We start from the raw sequence: 17,076 nt of genomic DNA on the forward strand, positions 1-17,076 counted from the left end.
GTACTCGCAGGTAAATTAGCTCACACTCGCTCGAGGATCATGGCAATGCCCTGACCCACGCCAATACACATCGTACACAGCGCATAACGCCCGCCCCGGCGTTGCAGCTCAAGGCTGGCGCTCAGCGCCAGTCGCGCGCCGCTCATGCCCAGCGGATGACCTAACGCGATGGCGCCGCCGTTGGGATTCACGTGCGCCGCATCATCCGGCACGCCGAGTTGTCTGAGCACCCCCAGCGCCTGCGCGGCGAAGGCCTCATTCAGCTCTATCAGATCCATATCGTTAATATTGAGTCCGGCTCGCTCCAGCACTTTACGCACTGCCGGTACCGGCCCCAGCCCCATCAGGCGCGGTTCAACACCCGCCGTCGCCATCGCCACGATACGCGCGCGCGGCGTGAGCCCCTGTACGCTGGCCTGCTGTTCACTGGCGATAATCAGCGCCGCTGCGCCATCGTTAACGCCGGATGCATTCCCGGCCGTAATGACTCCACCTTTACGGAACGGCGCTTTTAATAGCGCGAGTTGCTCAAGCGTGGTTTCCGGGCGGGGATGCTCATCATCGCGTACCGCGCTGACCGCCCCTTTCTTGCCGATGATCTGCACCGGCACGATTTCCTGCGCCAGAATGCCGTCGCGCTGGGCCTGCGCCGTGCGCTGCTGGCTGCGCCAGGCGAAAGCGTCCTGATCGGCCCGACTGATATTTAACAATTCAGCTACATTCTCTGCCGTTTCCGGCATGCTGTCAGTTCCGAATTGTTGCGCCATGAGCGGGTTCACAAAACGCCAGCCAATCGTGGTATCAAAGAGTTCCGCCTGACGCTGATACGGCGTGCTGGCTTTTCCCATCACGAACGGCGCGCGCGACATCGATTCCACGCCGCCAGCAATCAGCAGATCGGCATCGCCGGCTTTGATCGCCCTGGCGGCAAAACCGATCGCATCCAGACCCGATCCGCACAAGCGGTTAATCGTGGTGCCCGGCACCGTATGCGGGTAACCTGCCAACAGCGTCGCCATGTGCGCCACGTTGCGGTTATCCTCACCGGCCTGGTTCGCACAGCCGAAAATCACATCATCAATCGCTGCCGGGTCGAGCCCGGGGTTACGGCTCAGCAACTCACGTAGCGGGATCGCCGCCAGATCGTCGGCGCGGACGCCGGCCAGCGCTCCGCCGTAGCGGCCAATCGGCGTGCGGATCCCGTCACAAATAAAGGCGTCGCGCATTACACTTCTCCCGTGATTGTGCCGCCGATACGGTGCGATTTGCCGCGAAACAGGGCCACAATCTTTTGCTGTTGATTAACAATTTCGATGTCGTAGACGCCGGTCAGCTTGCCCTGCTGTTTGACTCTTGCGGTGGCGACCAGCCTGTCGCCGGCAAACGCCGGACGAAGAAAATCAATATTTGCCGCCGAAGCCACCGCCGCCAGCCCCTGGCTGTTACAGGCGTAAGCGAAAGCGGTATCGGCGAGCGTAAATAGCTGACCGCCGTGACAGGTTTGATGGCCGTTAAGCATGTCCGCCGAGACGGTCATGCTCATCTGCGCAAAACCGTCGTCCATTTCGATAAGTTCAATCCCCATCTTTCTGGCGCAAGTATCTTTTTCGTACATCACGCGCGCGTTGCGCCACGGATCATTGCTCATGGTGCTTCTCCATCAGCGCCTTCTGGCGCAACAGGGAACTGGGGCGATAGCGCTCCTCGCCATAATGGTGTTGCAGGTTCTCCAGCAGTTGCAGCACCCGCCGCCAGCCAAGGCGTTCTCCCCACGCCAGCGGGCCGTGCGGATAATTGACGCCAAGGCGCATCGCGGTATCAATATCATGCGGGCTGGCGATCCCTTTTTGCACCGCATCCAGCGCTTCGTTAATCAGCATCGCCACCGTGCGCCACACCAGCAGGCCGGGATAATCGGCAATACGCAGAACTTTCTTGCCCTGCTGTTGGAAGTAATGCACGGCCTTTTCAGTGGCCGCAGGCGCGTTGGTGGCCGCTGCGGCCAGCACCACCGTATCGCTGGCGCAGAGGTCATACACCACCACCGGGCGGTGATGCTTAACGCTTAACGCTAGCGCGGTCTCGCCTTCGGTCTCCAGCAACAAGAGCTCATCGAGTTCTGTGACACTGTCACTTATAGCTGTAATGGATTGAGCGCCAATAGATACCGGCGGCAGCGCCGCGTCCGGCTGCGTCTCCGCGGGCCAGCGATAGACGCCGTGGCCGCTCTTTTTACCCAGCCGCCCGGCCAGCGCCAGCTCTTGCTGGAGTAGCGATGGTAGGTAGCGGCGGTCCTGCCAGAAGGCGTTAAACACCGAACAGGTCACAGCGAAGTTGACGTCCTGGCCAATCAGGTCAGTCAACGCCAACGGTCCCATCGGAAAACCGCCGCCGTCACGCAAAGCGGCATCGATAACCTCAGGAGCAGCAACCTGTTCTTCCAGCGCGCGCCAGGCCTCAGCGTAGAACGGACGCGCTACGCGGTTAACGATAAATCCCGGCGTTGAGCGGCAGCGTACCGGCTGTTTCCCCCAGCCGCTTACGCACTGGCACAGCTGCTCTACCACCTCAGCAGACGTCTCCAGGCCACTCACCACCTCGACCAGCTTCATCACCGGCGCCGGATTAAAAAAGTGCAGCCCGGCCACCCGCTCCGGGTTTTTGACCCCGGCGGCGATGGCGGTAATCGAAATAGACGAAGTGTTACTGGTCAACAACGTTGACGGCGCGCAGATCTCCGCCAGCTGTGCGAACAGCGCCGTTTTGACCTCCAACCGTTCAGAGGCCGCTTCAATTACTAAATCCGCGTCGGCAAGCGCGGCTAAATCGTGGGCCGGATGCAGGCGCGCCAGCAGCGCGTCGGCCTGCTCTGACGCCAGTTTGCCGCGCTCGACCCGCGATGCCAGACGCATAGCAATGCCGTCGATCGCCTGGGCAATCGCGGTTTGATTAATATCGAAAATACGCACCGGATGTCCGGCGGCAGCGGCTACTTCAGCAATACCGGCTCCCATGGTGCCGCTGCCAATCACCGCCACGGTGGCTAAGGATGTTGTCATGGCCTATTTCCCGCTGAACTGTGGTGGCCGCTTGGCCAGAAACGCGCTGACCCCTTCGCGGTAATCATCGCTGCGCCCGGCCAGGCGCTGATAATCGCGCTCAAGATCCAACTGCGCATCGAGACTGTTGGTTTCAGAAGCCAGCAGCGCCTTTTTAATCAGCCCAAGACCAAACGTCGGTTGCGCCGCCAGATGGCGCGCCAGTTGCAGACTGGTATCCGCCAGTTCTGAATCGTCCACCAGTTGCCAGATAATCCCCCACTGCGCGGCCTGTTCCGCGCTGAGGCTATCGCCCAGCAGTGCCAGCCCCATCGCGCGAGCGCGGCCGGCTACCCGCGGCAGGAACCAGCTACCGCCGCAGTCCGGCACCAGGCCGAGCTTGCTGAACGCCATCACAAATTTCGCCGAACGCGCGGCCAGCACGATATCGCAGCCCAGCGCCAGGGTGGCGCCAGCGCCGGCGGCCACGCCGTTGACCGCGCAGATAACCGGCTTCGGCAGCGCCGCCAGACGGCGCACTAACGGGTTGTAAAAGCGTTCTACCGACATGCCGAGATCCGGCGGCGGGCCGCTGGGGTCGACATTGCGATCGTTCAAATCCTGGCCGGCGCAAAAGCCGCGACCGGCGCCGGTGATCAGCAAGCAACGTACGCCGTCATCACGCTCGGCCTGATTCAGACATTCCGCCAGCTGTTGATGCATCAGATCGTTAAAACTGTTGAGGCGGTCCGGGCGATTGAGGGTAATGGTCATGACGCCCTGTTCCACTGCGCTGAGAATGAAAGCTTCCACGATTAGCGTCCTTTAAATTCCGGTGTACGTTTTTGTAAGAAGGCGTCGATGCCTTCGCGGCGGTCCTCGGTGGCGCTCAGCAGGCTAAACAGCTGGCGCTCCTGTTGCAGACCAGCCTGCAGGCTGACTTCCTGCGACAGGCGCAGCGACTGTTTTGCCGCCCGTAGCGCCAGCGGCGAATGGCGGGCGATGGTGGCAGCCAGTTTCAGGGCGTACTCATCGGTTAACGCCGCCGGATGGATATCGCTGACCAGCCCGGCCTGTTGCGCCTGGCGGGCGTCAATACTCTCGCCGCTCAGCACCATCCGGCTGGCCAGCGCCTTGCCAACGCTGCGGATCAGCCGCTGGGTGCCGCCAGCGCCCGGCATAATGCCGAGGGTAATTTCCGGCAGGCCAAAGCGGGCGTTGTCGCCGGCGACAATCAGGTCGCACAGCAGGGCCAGCTCGCAGCCGGCACCAAGCACGTAGCCGTTGACCGAAGCGATGAGCGGTTTAGTAAAGGCATCAATTCGCGCCCATAACCGTGGGCGAATATCATCAAGGGTGGCAGGCAGATCTTTTTCCGCCATTTCATTGAGGTCAGCCCCGGCGGCGAAAAAACGCGCGTTACCGCGAATAACGCAGACGCTGACGCTGTCATCAATTGACGCGGCCTCCAGCACCTCGGCAATCTGGGTTAAGAGGGCATTATTTAGCGCGTTGCGGGCTTGCGGGCGGTTCAGCGTCAACTGAAGCACCCGGCCATGACGGTGGATCAGCAGTTCGCTCATGCCATCCCCCGCGCATCAAAGTCGACCACCACATCGCCGCTGGTCGGCAACGACTGGCAGCTCAGCACGTAGCCCGCCGCCAGCTCATCCGCTTCCAGGCTGTAATTAGCGGCCATCGCCACTTCACCGCGTAGCACTTTGCATTTACAGGTGGCGCATACCCCGCCCTTACAGGCGAACGGCAGATCGGCGCCCTGACGCAATGCAGCATCCAGGATGCTGTCGTCTTCAGCGCTGAGGGCGATAAGCCGATCGCGCCCGTCCTGGCGGATGGTCACCGTGCGCCCTTCCGCCTGCACTCCAGCGGCGCGCTTCACATTGCCGCCTGGGGTATTAAAGCGTTCGAGATGAATCGATTTCTCCGCTACGCCAAGTTCACATAACGTCGCTTCCGCCTCGTCCATCATCACCGCCGGCCCGCAGATAAAGGCCTCGTCGAAACGGCTGAAATCCAGCAGATGGTCAGCGAGCTGGCGCAGTTTGTCGCCGTCAATGCGCCCCTGTAGCAGATCGCTGTCCATCGACTCCTGGCTAAACAGGTGTATCACCTGCAGGCGCTGCGGATAGCGGTCTTTTAAATCGGCCAGCGCCTGGCGGAACATCATGCTATGGCTGCTGCGGTTGCCGTAGATCAGCGTAAAGCGGCTTTGCGGCTCGGTCGCCAGCGTCGCGCTAATGATCGCCATCATCGGCGTGATCCCGGAACCGGCGGCAATCGCCAGATACTCACCCTGCCGTTCGGCCTGCGGTTGATAACCGAAATGCCCCTGCGGCACCATCACCTCCAGCTCCATACCCTGCTGGATATCGTGCTGGGCGTAGCGCGAGAAGCGCCCGCCGTCGATAGCTTTGACCGCGACGCTAATTTCGCCTGGCGTGCGACTGCGACAAATAGAGTAACAGCGGCGTAGTTCTTCGCCGCCCAGACGGGCTTTTAGCGTCAGATGCTGGCCGGGGCGAAAGCAGTACTCCGCCTGCAGGGCTTGCGGAATCGCAAAAGTGATGGTCACCGCATCGCGGGTTTCCGGCTCGACTCTCGCCACCTTAAGCGAATGGAACGTCGTCATGGCAACCTCAAATACATTTAAAATAATCAAAAGGTTCCCGGCAGCTGTCGCAGCGATAGAGCGCTTTGCAGGCCGTGGAACCGAATTCACTAATCAGCGAGGTATGGGTGCTGCCGCAGCGCGGACAGCTCACCTCAACGGGCATGTCTGCATGGCAGGCATGCCCCTGGGGCGGGCTGATGCCGTACTGACGCAGGCGCTCGCGGGCATCCTGACTCATCCAGTCGGTGGTCCACGGCGGATCTAACTGCAGGACGATATGCACCGGCAGAAAGCCATGCTCGCTCATGACCGTACGGATCTCGCCCAGCAGATGCTCCGTCGCCGGGCAGCCCGAATAGGTCGGGGTAAAGCCAATCACCCAGCCGTCTCCGTGGCGCGCGACGCTGCGAACCATACCGAGGTCGGTGATGGTGAGTACCGGCACTTCCGGATCCGGGATCGCGCTTAATAATCCCCAGATGGTGCGAACCTCTGCAGGAGCGACATCGGCAAGACGTTGCATAGTCACCTCACTTACCACTGCAGTCCGGGATGCGAACGCTGTAGATATTGCATCTCCGCCAGCAGTGGGCCGAGATGTTCACTGTGCAGCCCCTGTTTGCCGCCGCTGCGGAAGGCCGCTTCTTGCGGGATCTGTAAGCCGGAGTCGAGCAGCGCCGTGTGTACCGCGCTTTGCCATTCGGCCTGAAGCGCACGCGGATCAACCGCAATGCCCTGCTCAACCAGGTTGAGCTCCACTTCATCGGCAAGGAATAATTCGCCGGTGAAGCGCCACAGATTGTCGACCGCCTGCTGCATTTTGCGATTTGATAACTCGGTGCCGTTACCCAGACGCTCCAGCCAGCCACGGCTAAAGCGCTGGTGGTAACGCACCTCTTTCAGCCCTTTGGCGGCAATGGCCGACAGCTGCGTGTCGCGGCTGTTCACCAGCCGGCTGAACAGGGCGACATGCCAGACGTCAATAAAGAACTGGCGGGCGATAGTGTCGGCAAAATTGCCGTTTGGCTGCTCCACCAGCAGCAGGTTGCTGAACTGGCGCTCATCGCGGCCAAAGGCCAGCGTATCTTCGTCGCCGCAGCCGTTAAGCTCGGCGGCATAGCTTAAAAAATTGCGCGCCTGGCCGAGCAGGTCGAGGCCGATGTTGGCCAGCGCAAGATCGATCTCGAGCTCGGGAGCATGGCCGCACCAGGCGCCTAAACGCTGGGCCAGAACCAGACCATTGTCGCCAAGACGCAGGGCGTAGGTGGCTACGGGGTTAGGGTTATTCATCGCCGCCTCACATATGTTCCATGCCGTCTGGCACGGTATAGAAAGTCGGATGACGGTAGACTTTGCTTTCCGCCGGGTCGAAGAATTCGCCGCGATCTTCCGGCTGCGAAGCAACGATTTCGCTGGCCTTCACCACCCAAATTGAGCAGCCTTCGCTGCGGCGGGTGTAGGCATCGCGGGCATTCTCCAACGCCATTTGATCATCGGCAGCGTGCAGACTGCCGACGTGACGATGGGATAACCCCTGTTTGCTGCGAACGAACACTTCATATAACGGCCAGTAAACTTTGCTCATGTTGTCTCTCCTCATGCCGCGCTGCGGGCCTGCAGTTTTTGCGCATGGGCCAGCGCGGCTTCGCGCACCCATTCGCCCTCTTCCCAAGCCTTACGCTTGGCGGCCAGCCGCTCGTGATTGCAAATGCCACGGCCGCTAATCACCTCGTTAAATTCCTGCCAGTCGATTTCGCCGAAGCGGTAGTGGCCGCTGGCTTCATCAAACTGCAAATCCGGGTCCGGTACGGTCATACCGAGGATCTCTACCTGCGGCACGGTGTTATCGACGAAGCGCTGACGCAGCTCGTCGTTGGAGTGCAGTTTGATTTTCCACGCCATGCTGCGGGCGCTGTTCGGCGAGTTGTCATCGTTAGGGCCAAACATCATCAGCGCCGGCCACCAGAAGCGGTTAATAGCGTCCTGCAGCATCTGCCGCTGCACGTCATTGCCCTGCGCCAGCGCCATGCAGGCTTCAAATCCCTGGCGCTGGTGAAAACTCTCTTCTTTGCAGATTTTGACCATCGCCCGGGCATAGGGGCCGTAAGAGGTCCGGCACAGCGCCACCTGGTTGACGATGGCCGCGCCATCGACCAGCCAGCCGATCACGCCTATATCGGCCCAGCTCAGGGTCGGGTAGTTAAAAATGGAGGAGTACTTCATCTGCCCGTCGAGCATTTTCTGATACAGGTCTTCCCGGGCGCAGCCCAGCGTTTCCGCGGCGCTATAGAGATACAGCCCGTGTCCGGCCTCATCCTGTACCTTAGCCAACAGAATCGCTTTACGGCGCAGCGTCGGCGCACGGGTGATCCAGTTGCCTTCCGGCAGCATGCCGACAATTTCCGAGTGCGCGTGCTGACCTATCTGACGAATCAAGGTCTTACGGTAGGCATCCGGCATCCAGTCCCGCGGTTCGATGGCCGTTTCCTGCGCGATGCGCTGGTCAAAGCGTTGTTCTTCTGTCACGTCATCACCTTTATGATTCCGATATTCACAACAAAAACATTTATGTGAATCACTTTGTTTGTTTAAGGTTACATATTAGTTAAATAAAACCACAAATTTTGTTTGTTCTTTTTGTGATGATAACCGCAAAACCTTTTGTAAATAGCATTTATAACAGTCACATAAGTAAAAACCCCAATTAACCACCGATCACAATGTTAATAAAATATTAAATATAGACTTGCATTTTATGATTCATAAAAGAACTATTTATAGTAATCATGCGTAACACATATGGAGATTTGCGATGCAGCAGTTAGCCAGTTACTTATCCGGCGCCTGGCAGACCGGCCGGGGCCGCGCCCGTACTATCCATCACGCCATCACCGGCGCGGCGCTTTGGGAGGTGACCAGTGAAGGCCTGGATATGGCGCAGGCGCGTCGTTTCGCGATTGAACGCGGTGGCAAAGCCCTGCAGGCGATGACCTTTATTGAACGCAGCGCGATGCTGAAAGCGGTAGCAAAACGGTTGCTGGAGCAGAAAGACGAGTTCTACGCCATCTCCGCGCAAACCGGCGCCACTCGCGCCGACAGTTGGGTGGATATTGAAGGCGGTATCGGTACTTTGTTCACTTATGCCGGGCTCGGTAGCCGCGAACTGCCGGACGATATTCTGTGGCCGGAAGACGAGCTGATCCCGCTCTCCAAACAGGGCGGTTTTGCCGCGCGTCATGTGCTGACATCAAAATCAGGCGTCGCCATCCATATCAACGCCTTCAACTTCCCCTGCTGGGGAATGCTGGAAAAACTGGCGCCGACCTGGCTTGCCGGCATGCCGGCGATCATTAAACCGGCAACCGCTACCGCCCAGCTCACCCAGGCAATGGTGAAAGCGATTGTCGACAGCGGCCTGGTGCCGGAAGGCGCCATCAGCCTGATTTGCGGCGGCGCGAGCGATCTTCTCGACCATCTCGATAGCCAGGATGTGGTGACCTTTACCGGCTCAGCCGCCACCGGCCAACAGCTACGGACGCACCCTAACCTGGTGGCCAAATCTATTCCCTTTACCATGGAAGCAGATTCGCTCAACTGCTGCGTATTAGGTGAAGACGTCACGCCGGAGCAACCGGAATTCGCGCTGTTTATTCGGGAAGTGGTCCGCGAGATGACGGCGAAAGCCGGGCAAAAATGTACCGCTATCCGCAGAATCATCGTGCCACTGGCTCAGATTAATGCGGTTAGCGATGCACTGATCTCCCGCCTGCATAAAGTAACCGTCGGTGACCCTGCGCAGGAGGGCATTAAGATGGGGGCCCTGGTTAATCGCGAACAGCGTCAGGATGTGCAGGATAACGTCAATAAACTGATTGCCGCCGGCTGTAAAGCGCTGCTCGGCGGACAGGCAGATCTTAATGCTGATGGCGCGTTCTTCCCGCCGACCCTGCTGTACTGCCCGCAGCCGGATGAAACGCCAGAGGTTCACGCCATTGAAGCCTTTGGCCCGGTAGCGACGCTGATGCCGTATCGCGACCGCCAGCATGCGCTCACGCTGGCACGCGCCGGCGGCGGTAGCCTGGCTGGTACGCTGGTCACCGCCAGCGGCGAGCTGGCGCGCGAGTTTATCCTTGGCGCCGCGCGCGCGCATGGCCGTATTCAGATACTGAATGAAGCATCCTCCGTAGAATCAACCGGCCACGGTTCGCCGCTGCCCCAGCTGGTACACGGCGGCCCCGGCCGTGCTGGCGGCGGAGAAGAGCTCGGCGGACTGCGTTCGGTGAAACACTATATGCAGCGTACCGCGATTCAGGGCAGCCCAACGATGCTGGCAACCATAAGCCAGCAGTGGGTGCGCGGCGCTCAGGTGAATGAAGACCGCATTCACCCGTTCCGTAAATACTTCGAAGAGATCCAGCCTGGCGATAGCTTATTAACCCCGCGCCGAACGCTGACCGAAGCGGATATCGTTAATTTCGCCTGCCTGAGCGGCGATCATTTCTACGCGCACATGGACAAAATCGCCGCCGCTGAGTCGATTTTCGGCGAGCGGGTGGTCCACGGTTATTTCCTGATCTCCGCTGCGGCCGGGCTGTTCGTCGATGCCGGCGTCGGGCCGGTTATCGCCAACTACGGCATGGAAAACCTGCGCTTTATTGAGCCGGTCAAACCGGGAGACACCATTCAGGTTCGCCTGACCTGTAAGCGGAAAACGGTCAAACGTCAGCGCAGCGCCGATGAGAAAGCCACCGGCGTGGTGGAATGGGCTGTCGAGATTTTCAACCAGCACCAGCAGGCGGTGGCGCTGTATTCCATTCTAACCCTGGTGGCGCGCCAGCAGGGAGACTTCCCGGCGTAGTCAACACGCACCACCCACGCGCTTAATGCCTCTACGGAGGCATTTTTTACGTCCGTCTGGCAAAACTGACAAACAAGCTGGCAAAAGCAAACAAACGTTCCCGGGCGGCAGACTGCTAGGGTAAGCGTAACAAAGCCGACATTCGCAGCGGCAACAACAACACAACAATAAGATGAGGTCACAATGGCAAACGGCTTGATGTTTTCCCCTCGTAAAACCGCGCTGGCGCTGGCTGTCGCGGTGGTTTGCGCCTGGCAATCACCGGTCTTCGCTCACGGTAGCGAAGCGCACATGGTGCCGTTGGTTAAAACGCTGCAGGCGTTCGGCGCCGATGTGCAGTGGGATGACTACGCGCAAATGTTCACCCTGATAAAAGACGGCGCTTACGTCAAAGTAAAACCCGGCGCCAAAACGGCGATCGTCAACGGTAAACCCCTTGATCTACAGGTGCCGGTAGTAATGAAGGAAGGTAAAGCCTGGGTCTCCGATACCTTTATCAACGATGTATTCCAGTCCGGTCTCGATCAGACCTTCCAGGTAGAAAAACGCCCTCACCCGTTAAATTCGCTCTCGGCGGCGGAAATCGGTGAAGCAGTGACCATTGTTAAAGCCGCTCCGGAGTTCCAGCCGAATACCCGCTTCACTGAGATTTCGCTGCACGAGCCGGATAAAGCGGCGGTATGGGCCTTTGCCCTGCAGGGAACGCCCGTTGATGCACCCCGCACCGCCGATGTGGTGATGCTCGATGGCAAACACGTCATTGAAGCCGTCGTCGATCTGCAAAACAAAAAAATCCTCTCCTGGACGCCGATTAAAGGCGCCCACGGTATGGTACTGCTCGATGACTTCGTCAGCGTGCAGAACATTATCAATGCCAGCAGCGAGTTCGCTGAGGTGCTGAAAAAGCACGGTATTACCGATCCCAGTAAGGTGGTCACCACCCCGCTCACCGTCGGCTACTTTGATGGCAAAGATGGCCTGCAGCAGGATGCGCGTCTGCTGAAAGTCGTCAGTTATCTGGATACCGGCGACGGCAACTACTGGGCGCACCCGATTGAAAACCTGGTGGCGGTGGTCGACCTTGAAGCGAAGAAAATCATCAAAATCGAAGAAGGCCCGGTGATCCCGGTACCGATGGAGCCCCGTTCTTACGATGGTCGCGACCGCAACGCCCCGGCGGTGAAACCGCTGGAGATAACCGAACCGGAAGGCAAAAACTACACGATCACCGGCGATACCATTCACTGGCGGAACTGGGATTTTCATCTGCGCCTGAACTCGCGCGTCGGGCCCATTCTCTCGACGGTGACTTACAACGATAACGGCACAAAACGCCAGGTAATGTATGAAGGTTCCCTCGGCGGGATGATCGTCCCCTACGGCGACCCTGACGTCGGCTGGTATTTCAAAGCCTATCTGGACTCCGGCGATTACGGCATGGGCACCCTAACATCGCCTATTGTTCGCGGTAAAGATGCGCCGTCAAATGCAGTACTGCTGGACGAAACTATCGCCGATTACACCGGCAAACCCACCACTATTCCAGGGGCGGTGGCCATATTCGAACGCTATGCCGGGCCTGAGTATAAGCACCTGGAAATGGGCAAACCCAACGTCAGCACCGAACGCCGGGAACTGGTGGTACGCTGGATCAGTACCGTTGGGAACTATGATTATATCTTTGACTGGGTGTTCCACGACAATGGCACCATCGGTATCGATGCCGGCGCCACCGGCATTGAAGCGGTGAAAGGCGTGAAGGCGAAGACCATGCACGACCCCAGCGCTAAAGAGGATACCCGCTACGGGACGCTGATCGACCATAATATTGTCGGCACCACCCACCAGCATATTTATAATTTCCGCCTCGATCTCGACGTGGACGGCGAAAACAACACCCTGGTGGCGATGGATCCTGAAGTGAAGCCAAACACCGCCGGCGGCCCGCGCACCAGCACCATGCAGGTGAATCAGTACACAATCGATAGCGAGCAGAAAGCGGCGCAGAAATTCGACCCTGGCACTATCCGCCTGCTGAGCAACTCCAGCAAAGAGAACCGCATGGGTAACCCGGTCTCTTACCAGATTATCCCTTATGCCGGCGGCACGCATCCGGCGGCGACCGGCGCGAAGTTCGCCCCGGACGAGTGGATATATCATCGTCTGAGCTTTATGGATAAACAGCTGTGGGTGACGCGTTACCACCCGACAGAGCGTTATCCGGAAGGGAAATACCCTAACCGTTCCGCCCAGGATACCGGCTTAGGCCAGTACGCGAAGGATGATGAGTCGCTGACTAACCACGACGACGTCGTGTGGATTACCACCGGCACCACTCACGTCGCTCGCGCCGAAGAGTGGCCGATCATGCCGACCGAATGGGCGCATGCGCTACTCAAGCCGTGGAACTTCTTTGACGAAACCCCAACGCTTGGCGAGAAGAAAAAGTAATCTTAGCCCGCGGTGAAATCGAGCAGGATTTTACCACCTCTTCCTGGCTGGCCTGCGGCGACAATCGCCTCACGCCAGTCGCACAGCTTTATCACCTGCGCGGCGGGCTGCGCCGTGGTCGGCAGTTGTCGCCAGATCCCGGCAAACGCCGCCTGCCACGCATCAACGCTGAGTGTCGGTAAGGCCTCCCGCAGATGAAATTTGCGTACCGCTGCGCAGCCTCGCGTCTGGGTGAGCGGTTTACCGGATAATAACCCGTAAGTGACCAGCGTTGACGTCTGCGGCAGTACCGCCAGCAGAAAATTCGCCAGCTCACCGCCCACCGCATCAAACACCAGATCGCTGTACTGGCTTACTTGTTCAATCAGCGCGCTATCGCCTTCAAGTAGCGGGTAGACGCCATATTGCTGTAAGCGCGCGATGTGCTGTGGCGAACGAATAATACCGCTGACCGAACGCGCGCCCATGGCGAGCGCCCACTGTCCCAGCAGGCTGGCGCAGGACGATGAAGCGGCGGTCAAAAGTACCTGTTTCCCCGCTACCGGCCAGCGCGTGAGCATCAGCATCGCGGTCAGCGGATTGATATAGCCGCGCGCGGCCAGGATGTCATCGATATCTTCAGCGACCGGCACCAGCCAGCGCGGGTCAATATCGAGATAACGCTGCCAGGTTCCGGCGCCGCGTAGCGGCAGAACCCGTTGTCCCAGAAGTGGGCGACCGTTTGTCGAGTCTTCAACTACCACCCCAACACCTTCATAGCCCGCCACCGATGGCAGCGTCGTACGATGGCGGTAAGCGCCGGTAATGGGAATCAGATCGGAGGGGTTGACCGGCGCATAGCGCATTTGTACCCGAACAAGTCCGGGCGCCAGCGGCGGCAACGACAGGTGATGCAGCGCGAGCACCGTTTCCGGCGCGCCGTACTGCTGATAGCAAAGCGCATCATTCCACATAGTGGGGCAACATCAGAAAAAAAGAGCGCCGATCATAGCAAATCAGCGCTCAGGGGGAAGAGGTATGTCGAACCACCGCGAGTTTCCCGGAGGCGGCGCGTTGCGCCTTCTCCGGGCTACCAAAGCGCACCACGCTGTAGGTCGGATAAGCGTAGCGCCATCCGACAAAAAATCAGTAGCGCACGCACACCGATTTGGTTTCGCACCAGTCGTCCAGCCAGTCCGGACCAAAATCGCGCCCGGTACCGGACTGCTTCATTCCGCCGAACGGCAGGTTGGCATCGATAAGCGTATGGCTGTTAACCCATACCGTACCGGCCTGCAGGCGATCGGTATAGTTCAGCGCCTGGGTCAGGTCGCGGGTCCAGACGCTGGCGGTGAGGCCAAAATCACTGTCGTTGGCTAAACGTAGCGCCTCTTCGCCATCGGCGACGCGCACCAGGTTTACCACCGGGCCGAACACCTCTTCGCGATTCAGGCGCAGCCCGGCATCCGGATTAATCACCAGCGTCGGCGCAATATAAAAACCGTTGCCATTTGGCCCAACGTTACCGCTAATCAGCTCGGCGTTTTGTTGACGCGCTTCATCCAGATAAGCGGCCACTTTGGCGCAGTGCGCCTGCGACACCACCGGGTTAATCTGCGTCGTTTCAACCATTCCCGGCCCCACCTGCAGCGACTTAACCGCCTGCTCAAAGCCAGCGACCAGGTTATCAAACAGCGGCGCTTCGATATATATCCGCGAACTGGCGGCGCATACCTGCCCCTGATTGAGGAAACTTCCGGTCATCAGCCCTTCAATCACCCACTGCGGATCGGCATCTTTCAGCACGATGGCCGGGTTTTTGCCGCCGAGTTCAAGGGTTACGCGGGTCAGACGGTCAGCTGCCGCACGGGCAATATGCTTGCCGGTGGCGGTCGAACCGGTGAAGCTCACTTTCGCCACCTGCGGATGGGTCGTTAAGGCCGCGCCGCACTCGGCGCCGCTACCGGTGACGACATTAAAGACGCCATCCGGGATCCCGGCTTCCGTTGCCAGCTCTGCTACCCGTAGCAACGTTAACGGCGTCGTCTCGGAGGGTTTAATCACAATTGAACAGCCGGAAGCCAGCGCCGGCATCACCTTCCACATGCCGATCATCAGCGGGAAGTTCCACGGAACAATCCCCGCCACCACCCCAACCGGCTCTTTACGGGTCCACGCCTGATAGCGCGCGCCTTCCGGGAATGGAATGGAAACGTCCAGCGTACGGCCGCTGATTTTGGTGGTCAGCCCGGCGGTGTAGCGCATCCAGTTGAGGGTGCAACCGACTTCAAACGCGCGCGAAATATTGATCGACTTCCCCTGTTCAAGGGTTTCGAGCTGCGCCAGCTCTTCACCATGCTGTTCCACCAGATCGGCGAAACGCAGCAGAATCCGCTCGCGGTCGGCCGGCGTGCGCCCGGCCCAGCTCCGGGCAACAAAACCGCGCCAGGCGGACATCACCGCGCGGTCAACGTCGGCGGCATTAGCATCTGCCGTAGTGGCAATCGCCTGGCCGGTGGCCGGGTCCCAGACGGTTAAGCGTTTTTCACTCTGCGCCGCCTGCTGGTTGCCATCAATATATAAGCCATGCTGTCTGTCGAGAAACTGCTGTACGCTGGCGAGCAGCGCGACCTGTGATGTGGACATGCGACTTCCTTATTGTTCGCGGATAAGTGAACACAGTCTAGGACGGGTCAGCCATTTGCGCTTTTTTCTCTGTGACAATCGTTGTTGCCGCTGTGACAGGTCCCGCAATTAAGCACCCAGAAAGGCGGTGAAATGTGCCGCAGGTAATAGTTCTTTCATATACTCCACGCTGCGCTCTTGCCACTCACGGCATAAATGCAACAATGCAGAAACATCATTATTACAAGGTGCAGACAATGGCGACGGTAGAAAGCGGGCAGGACTATCAGCGTTGGTTAGCGAAGATTAATCAGGTATGCGGCCATTTTGCCGCCCGTCCGCTGGGCGACGAATTCCATGGCGAGATTGATGCAAGCTATACCGGTAGTCTCAAAGTCAGTACCGTCACCGCCCGCGGCGTCAATCTTTACCGCACCCGTAACGAAATCAAACGCGACAACGACGCCTGGTTCTATACCGTTTTTCAGCTCGAAGGCCAGGCGGCTATCGAGCAGGACGAGCGCCAGGTGGCGCTCGAAGCCGGCGATATCACGCTCATTGATGCCTCGCGTCCCTGTTCTATCTTCTGGCAACACACGTCAAAACAGGCTTCGCTGCTGCTGCCCCGCCAGCTCGTGGAAAGCCAGCTGCACGGCGGCGACATCAGCATCGCCACCCGGCTGAATAAAACGCTGCCGATGGTCCAGCTCAGCCAGCGGTTGCTGCAAGAAAGTTTACGCAGCCCGGCGCTCTCAGAAAGCGAAGGCGAAGCGGCGCTGGAGGCTATCATCTGCCTGTTACGCCCAATGCTGCTGCAACAGGACGCGCCGCCGACGCGCCGCGACAAGCAATTTCAAAAGATCATGGCGTTGATAGATGAGTCGATACAGTCGGAACAGCTGCGTCCGGAGTGGCTGGCCGGGGAAACCGGCATGTCGGTACGCAGCTTGTACCGCCTGTTTGCCGATAAGGGTCTGGTGGTCGCGCAGTATATTAAAAACCGGCGTCTTGACCTGTGCGCCCGGGCGTTACAAAACGCGCACGACGAAGAGAAACTGGCGGGAATTGGCTACAGTTGGGGCTTTAGCGACCATAGCCATTTTTCAACGGCGTTTAAGCAGCGCTTCGGCGTGTCGCCTGGCGAATACCGCAAGCGCTATCGTTAACTATTTGCGCAACCATTTACCGTTAATCCCCTGCACATATTCTCCCGGCTGTGCGCGGGCGACCAGTTTCTGTCCGGCCATTTTCGCCACCTCATCCACCGGCAGATTATTGTCGTCCGCCAGTTGCTGGTAGCTTTCGCTGCGCGCGGCATTAATCTGTTTAACTAACGCCAACGTCTGCGCATCCTGTTTCAGCGGCGCCAGATAGCCGTTCAGCGTCTCCCCCACTCGACCCTGCGCCCGCGCCTCATTCAAGGTCAGCGCCAGCACCGGGCTACTCAATAGCATTAACGCCAGGGTTGCAGTCAGCAGTCGTTTTCTCATTAT

The 17,076-nt window shown here is 59.0% G+C and carries 16 protein-coding genes; 3 read left to right on the top strand and 13 right to left on the bottom strand.

Going from position 1 to position 17,076, the window contains the following annotated elements; all coding sequences use genetic code 11:
• Positions 1 to 20: 20 nt before the first annotated feature.
• From pcaF to paaA, 10 genes are read right to left on the bottom strand one after another with little or no spacing between them, the layout of a single operon-like run.
• Positions 21 to 1,226 carry a 3-oxoadipyl-CoA thiolase gene (gene pcaF, locus ABLV08_RS02685; RefSeq protein WP_015366342.1) on the bottom strand — a complete coding sequence of 402 codons (1,206 nt, stop codon included), beginning with the start codon at positions 1,224 to 1,226 and terminating at the stop codon, positions 21 to 23.
• Positions 1,226 to 1,648, bottom strand: a complete 423-nt coding sequence (gene paaI / locus ABLV08_RS02690) for a hydroxyphenylacetyl-CoA thioesterase PaaI (protein ID WP_015366341.1) — start codon at positions 1,646 to 1,648, stop codon at positions 1,226 to 1,228. Before paaI ends, pcaF begins: the two co-directional genes overlap by 1 nt.
• The gene (gene paaH / locus ABLV08_RS02695; protein ID WP_047058670.1) at positions 1,638 to 3,059 is read right to left on the bottom strand and encodes a 3-hydroxyacyl-CoA dehydrogenase PaaH; all 1,422 of its coding nucleotides are present in this window, start codon (positions 3,057 to 3,059) and stop codon (positions 1,638 to 1,640) included. The genes paaI and paaH overlap by 11 nt, the downstream gene beginning before the upstream one ends.
• 3 nt (positions 3,060 to 3,062) lie before the next feature.
• Positions 3,063 to 3,851, bottom strand: a complete 789-nt coding sequence (paaG, locus tag ABLV08_RS02700; protein ID WP_042894607.1) for a 2-(1,2-epoxy-1,2-dihydrophenyl)acetyl-CoA isomerase PaaG — start codon at positions 3,849 to 3,851, stop codon at positions 3,063 to 3,065.
• A 2-nt stretch (positions 3,852 to 3,853) separates the two neighbouring features.
• Positions 3,854 to 4,621 (bottom strand): 2,3-dehydroadipyl-CoA hydratase PaaF, encoded by a 768-nt coding sequence (paaF, locus tag ABLV08_RS02705; protein WP_213315668.1) that lies wholly within the window; start codon positions 4,619 to 4,621, stop codon positions 3,854 to 3,856.
• Entirely contained in the window at positions 4,618 to 5,688 is a 1,071-nt protein-coding gene (paaE, locus tag ABLV08_RS02710; protein WP_348855527.1) for a 1,2-phenylacetyl-CoA epoxidase subunit PaaE, read from the bottom strand. Before paaE ends, paaF begins: the two co-directional genes overlap by 4 nt.
• 7 nt (positions 5,689 to 5,695) lie before the next feature.
• Positions 5,696 to 6,193 carry a 1,2-phenylacetyl-CoA epoxidase subunit PaaD gene (paaD, locus tag ABLV08_RS02715; RefSeq protein ID WP_064736495.1) on the bottom strand — a complete coding sequence of 166 codons (498 nt, stop codon included), beginning with the start codon at positions 6,191 to 6,193 and terminating at the stop codon, positions 5,696 to 5,698.
• Between the two features lie 11 nt (positions 6,194 to 6,204).
• Positions 6,205 to 6,960 (bottom strand): 1,2-phenylacetyl-CoA epoxidase subunit PaaC, encoded by a 756-nt coding sequence (gene paaC / locus ABLV08_RS02720; protein ID WP_064736494.1) that lies wholly within the window; start codon positions 6,958 to 6,960, stop codon positions 6,205 to 6,207.
• A 7-nt stretch (positions 6,961 to 6,967) separates the two neighbouring features.
• A complete protein-coding gene (gene paaB, locus ABLV08_RS02725; protein ID WP_002902768.1) occupies positions 6,968 to 7,255 on the bottom strand; it encodes a 1,2-phenylacetyl-CoA epoxidase subunit PaaB in 288 nt (95 codons plus the stop codon).
• Between the two features lie 11 nt (positions 7,256 to 7,266).
• Entirely contained in the window at positions 7,267 to 8,196 is a 930-nt protein-coding gene (gene paaA / locus ABLV08_RS02730) for a 1,2-phenylacetyl-CoA epoxidase subunit PaaA (protein WP_213198365.1), read from the bottom strand.
• Between the two features lie 286 nt (positions 8,197 to 8,482).
• On the opposite strand from paaA, the gene paaZ reads away from it, so the two are divergent.
• Both paaZ and tynA read left to right on the top strand, forming a co-directional pair.
• Positions 8,483 to 10,528, top strand: a complete 2,046-nt coding sequence (gene paaZ, locus ABLV08_RS02735; RefSeq protein ID WP_045388202.1) for a phenylacetic acid degradation bifunctional protein PaaZ — start codon at positions 8,483 to 8,485, stop codon at positions 10,526 to 10,528.
• A 183-nt stretch (positions 10,529 to 10,711) separates the two neighbouring features.
• Positions 10,712 to 12,979, top strand: a complete 2,268-nt coding sequence (gene tynA, locus ABLV08_RS02740; RefSeq protein WP_348855529.1) for a primary-amine oxidase — start codon at positions 10,712 to 10,714, stop codon at positions 12,977 to 12,979.
• Between the two features lie 2 nt (positions 12,980 to 12,981).
• Here the strand turns inward: tynA and ABLV08_RS02745 are convergent, their stop codons facing one another.
• Together ABLV08_RS02745 and ABLV08_RS02750 are read right to left on the bottom strand one after the other, a co-directional pair.
• Positions 12,982 to 13,932 carry a zinc-dependent alcohol dehydrogenase family protein gene (locus ABLV08_RS02745; RefSeq protein ID WP_049052713.1) on the bottom strand — a complete coding sequence of 317 codons (951 nt, stop codon included), beginning with the start codon at positions 13,930 to 13,932 and terminating at the stop codon, positions 12,982 to 12,984.
• 172 nt (positions 13,933 to 14,104) lie between these two features.
• Positions 14,105 to 15,604, bottom strand: coding sequence for an aldehyde dehydrogenase family protein (locus ABLV08_RS02750; protein ID WP_348855530.1), 1,500 nt, complete (start codon positions 15,602 to 15,604; stop codon positions 14,105 to 14,107).
• A 236-nt stretch (positions 15,605 to 15,840) separates the two neighbouring features.
• Here ABLV08_RS02750 and feaR point away from each other — a divergent pair, with 236 nt between their 5' ends.
• A complete protein-coding gene (gene feaR / locus ABLV08_RS02755) occupies positions 15,841 to 16,749 on the top strand; it encodes a transcriptional regulator FeaR (protein WP_015366328.1) in 909 nt (302 codons plus the stop codon).
• On the opposite strand, the gene ABLV08_RS02760 is transcribed toward feaR, so the two are convergent.
• Complete coding sequence (locus tag ABLV08_RS02760; RefSeq protein ID WP_032711775.1) at positions 16,750 to 17,073, bottom strand: YdbL family protein; 324 nt, start codon at positions 17,071 to 17,073, stop codon at positions 16,750 to 16,752.
• Between the last annotated feature and the right edge of the window lie 3 nt (positions 17,074 to 17,076).

The organism is Klebsiella sp. CN_Kp088 (assembly GCF_040064335.1).
GTDB lineage: Bacteria > Pseudomonadota > Gammaproteobacteria > Enterobacterales > Enterobacteriaceae > Klebsiella > Klebsiella aerogenes.

Excerpts from the sequence above, each read along its gene's own strand:
- pcaF (WP_015366342.1), bottom strand. The coding sequence starts at position 1,226 with ATGCGCGACGCCTTTATTTGTGACGGGATCCGCACGCCGATTGGCCGC.
- paaI (WP_015366341.1), bottom strand. The coding sequence starts at position 1,648 with ATGAGCAATGATCCGTGGCGCAACGCGCGCGTGATGTACGAAAAAGAT.
- paaH (WP_047058670.1), bottom strand. The coding sequence starts at position 3,059 with ATGACAACATCCTTAGCCACCGTGGCGGTGATTGGCAGCGGCACCATG.
- paaF (WP_213315668.1), bottom strand. The coding sequence starts at position 4,621 with ATGAGCGAACTGCTGATCCACCGTCATGGCCGGGTGCTTCAGTTGACG.
- paaE (WP_348855527.1), bottom strand. The coding sequence starts at position 5,688 with ATGACGACGTTCCATTCGCTTAAGGTGGCGAGAGTCGAGCCGGAAACC.
- paaD (WP_064736495.1), bottom strand. The coding sequence starts at position 6,193 with ATGCAACGTCTTGCCGATGTCGCTCCTGCAGAGGTTCGCACCATCTGG.
- paaC (WP_064736494.1), bottom strand. The coding sequence starts at position 6,960 with ATGAATAACCCTAACCCCGTAGCCACCTACGCCCTGCGTCTTGGCGAC.
- paaB (WP_002902768.1), bottom strand. The coding sequence starts at position 7,255 with ATGAGCAAAGTTTACTGGCCGTTATATGAAGTGTTCGTTCGCAGCAAA.
- paaZ (WP_045388202.1), top strand. The coding sequence starts at position 8,483 with ATGCAGCAGTTAGCCAGTTACTTATCCGGCGCCTGGCAGACCGGCCGG.
- tynA (WP_348855529.1), top strand. The coding sequence starts at position 10,712 with ATGGCAAACGGCTTGATGTTTTCCCCTCGTAAAACCGCGCTGGCGCTG.
- ABLV08_RS02745 (WP_049052713.1), bottom strand. The coding sequence starts at position 13,932 with ATGTGGAATGATGCGCTTTGCTATCAGCAGTACGGCGCGCCGGAAACG.
- ABLV08_RS02750 (WP_348855530.1), bottom strand. The coding sequence starts at position 15,604 with ATGTCCACATCACAGGTCGCGCTGCTCGCCAGCGTACAGCAGTTTCTC.
- feaR (WP_015366328.1), top strand. The coding sequence starts at position 15,841 with ATGGCGACGGTAGAAAGCGGGCAGGACTATCAGCGTTGGTTAGCGAAG.
- ABLV08_RS02760 (WP_032711775.1), bottom strand. The coding sequence starts at position 17,073 with ATGAGAAAACGACTGCTGACTGCAACCCTGGCGTTAATGCTATTGAGT.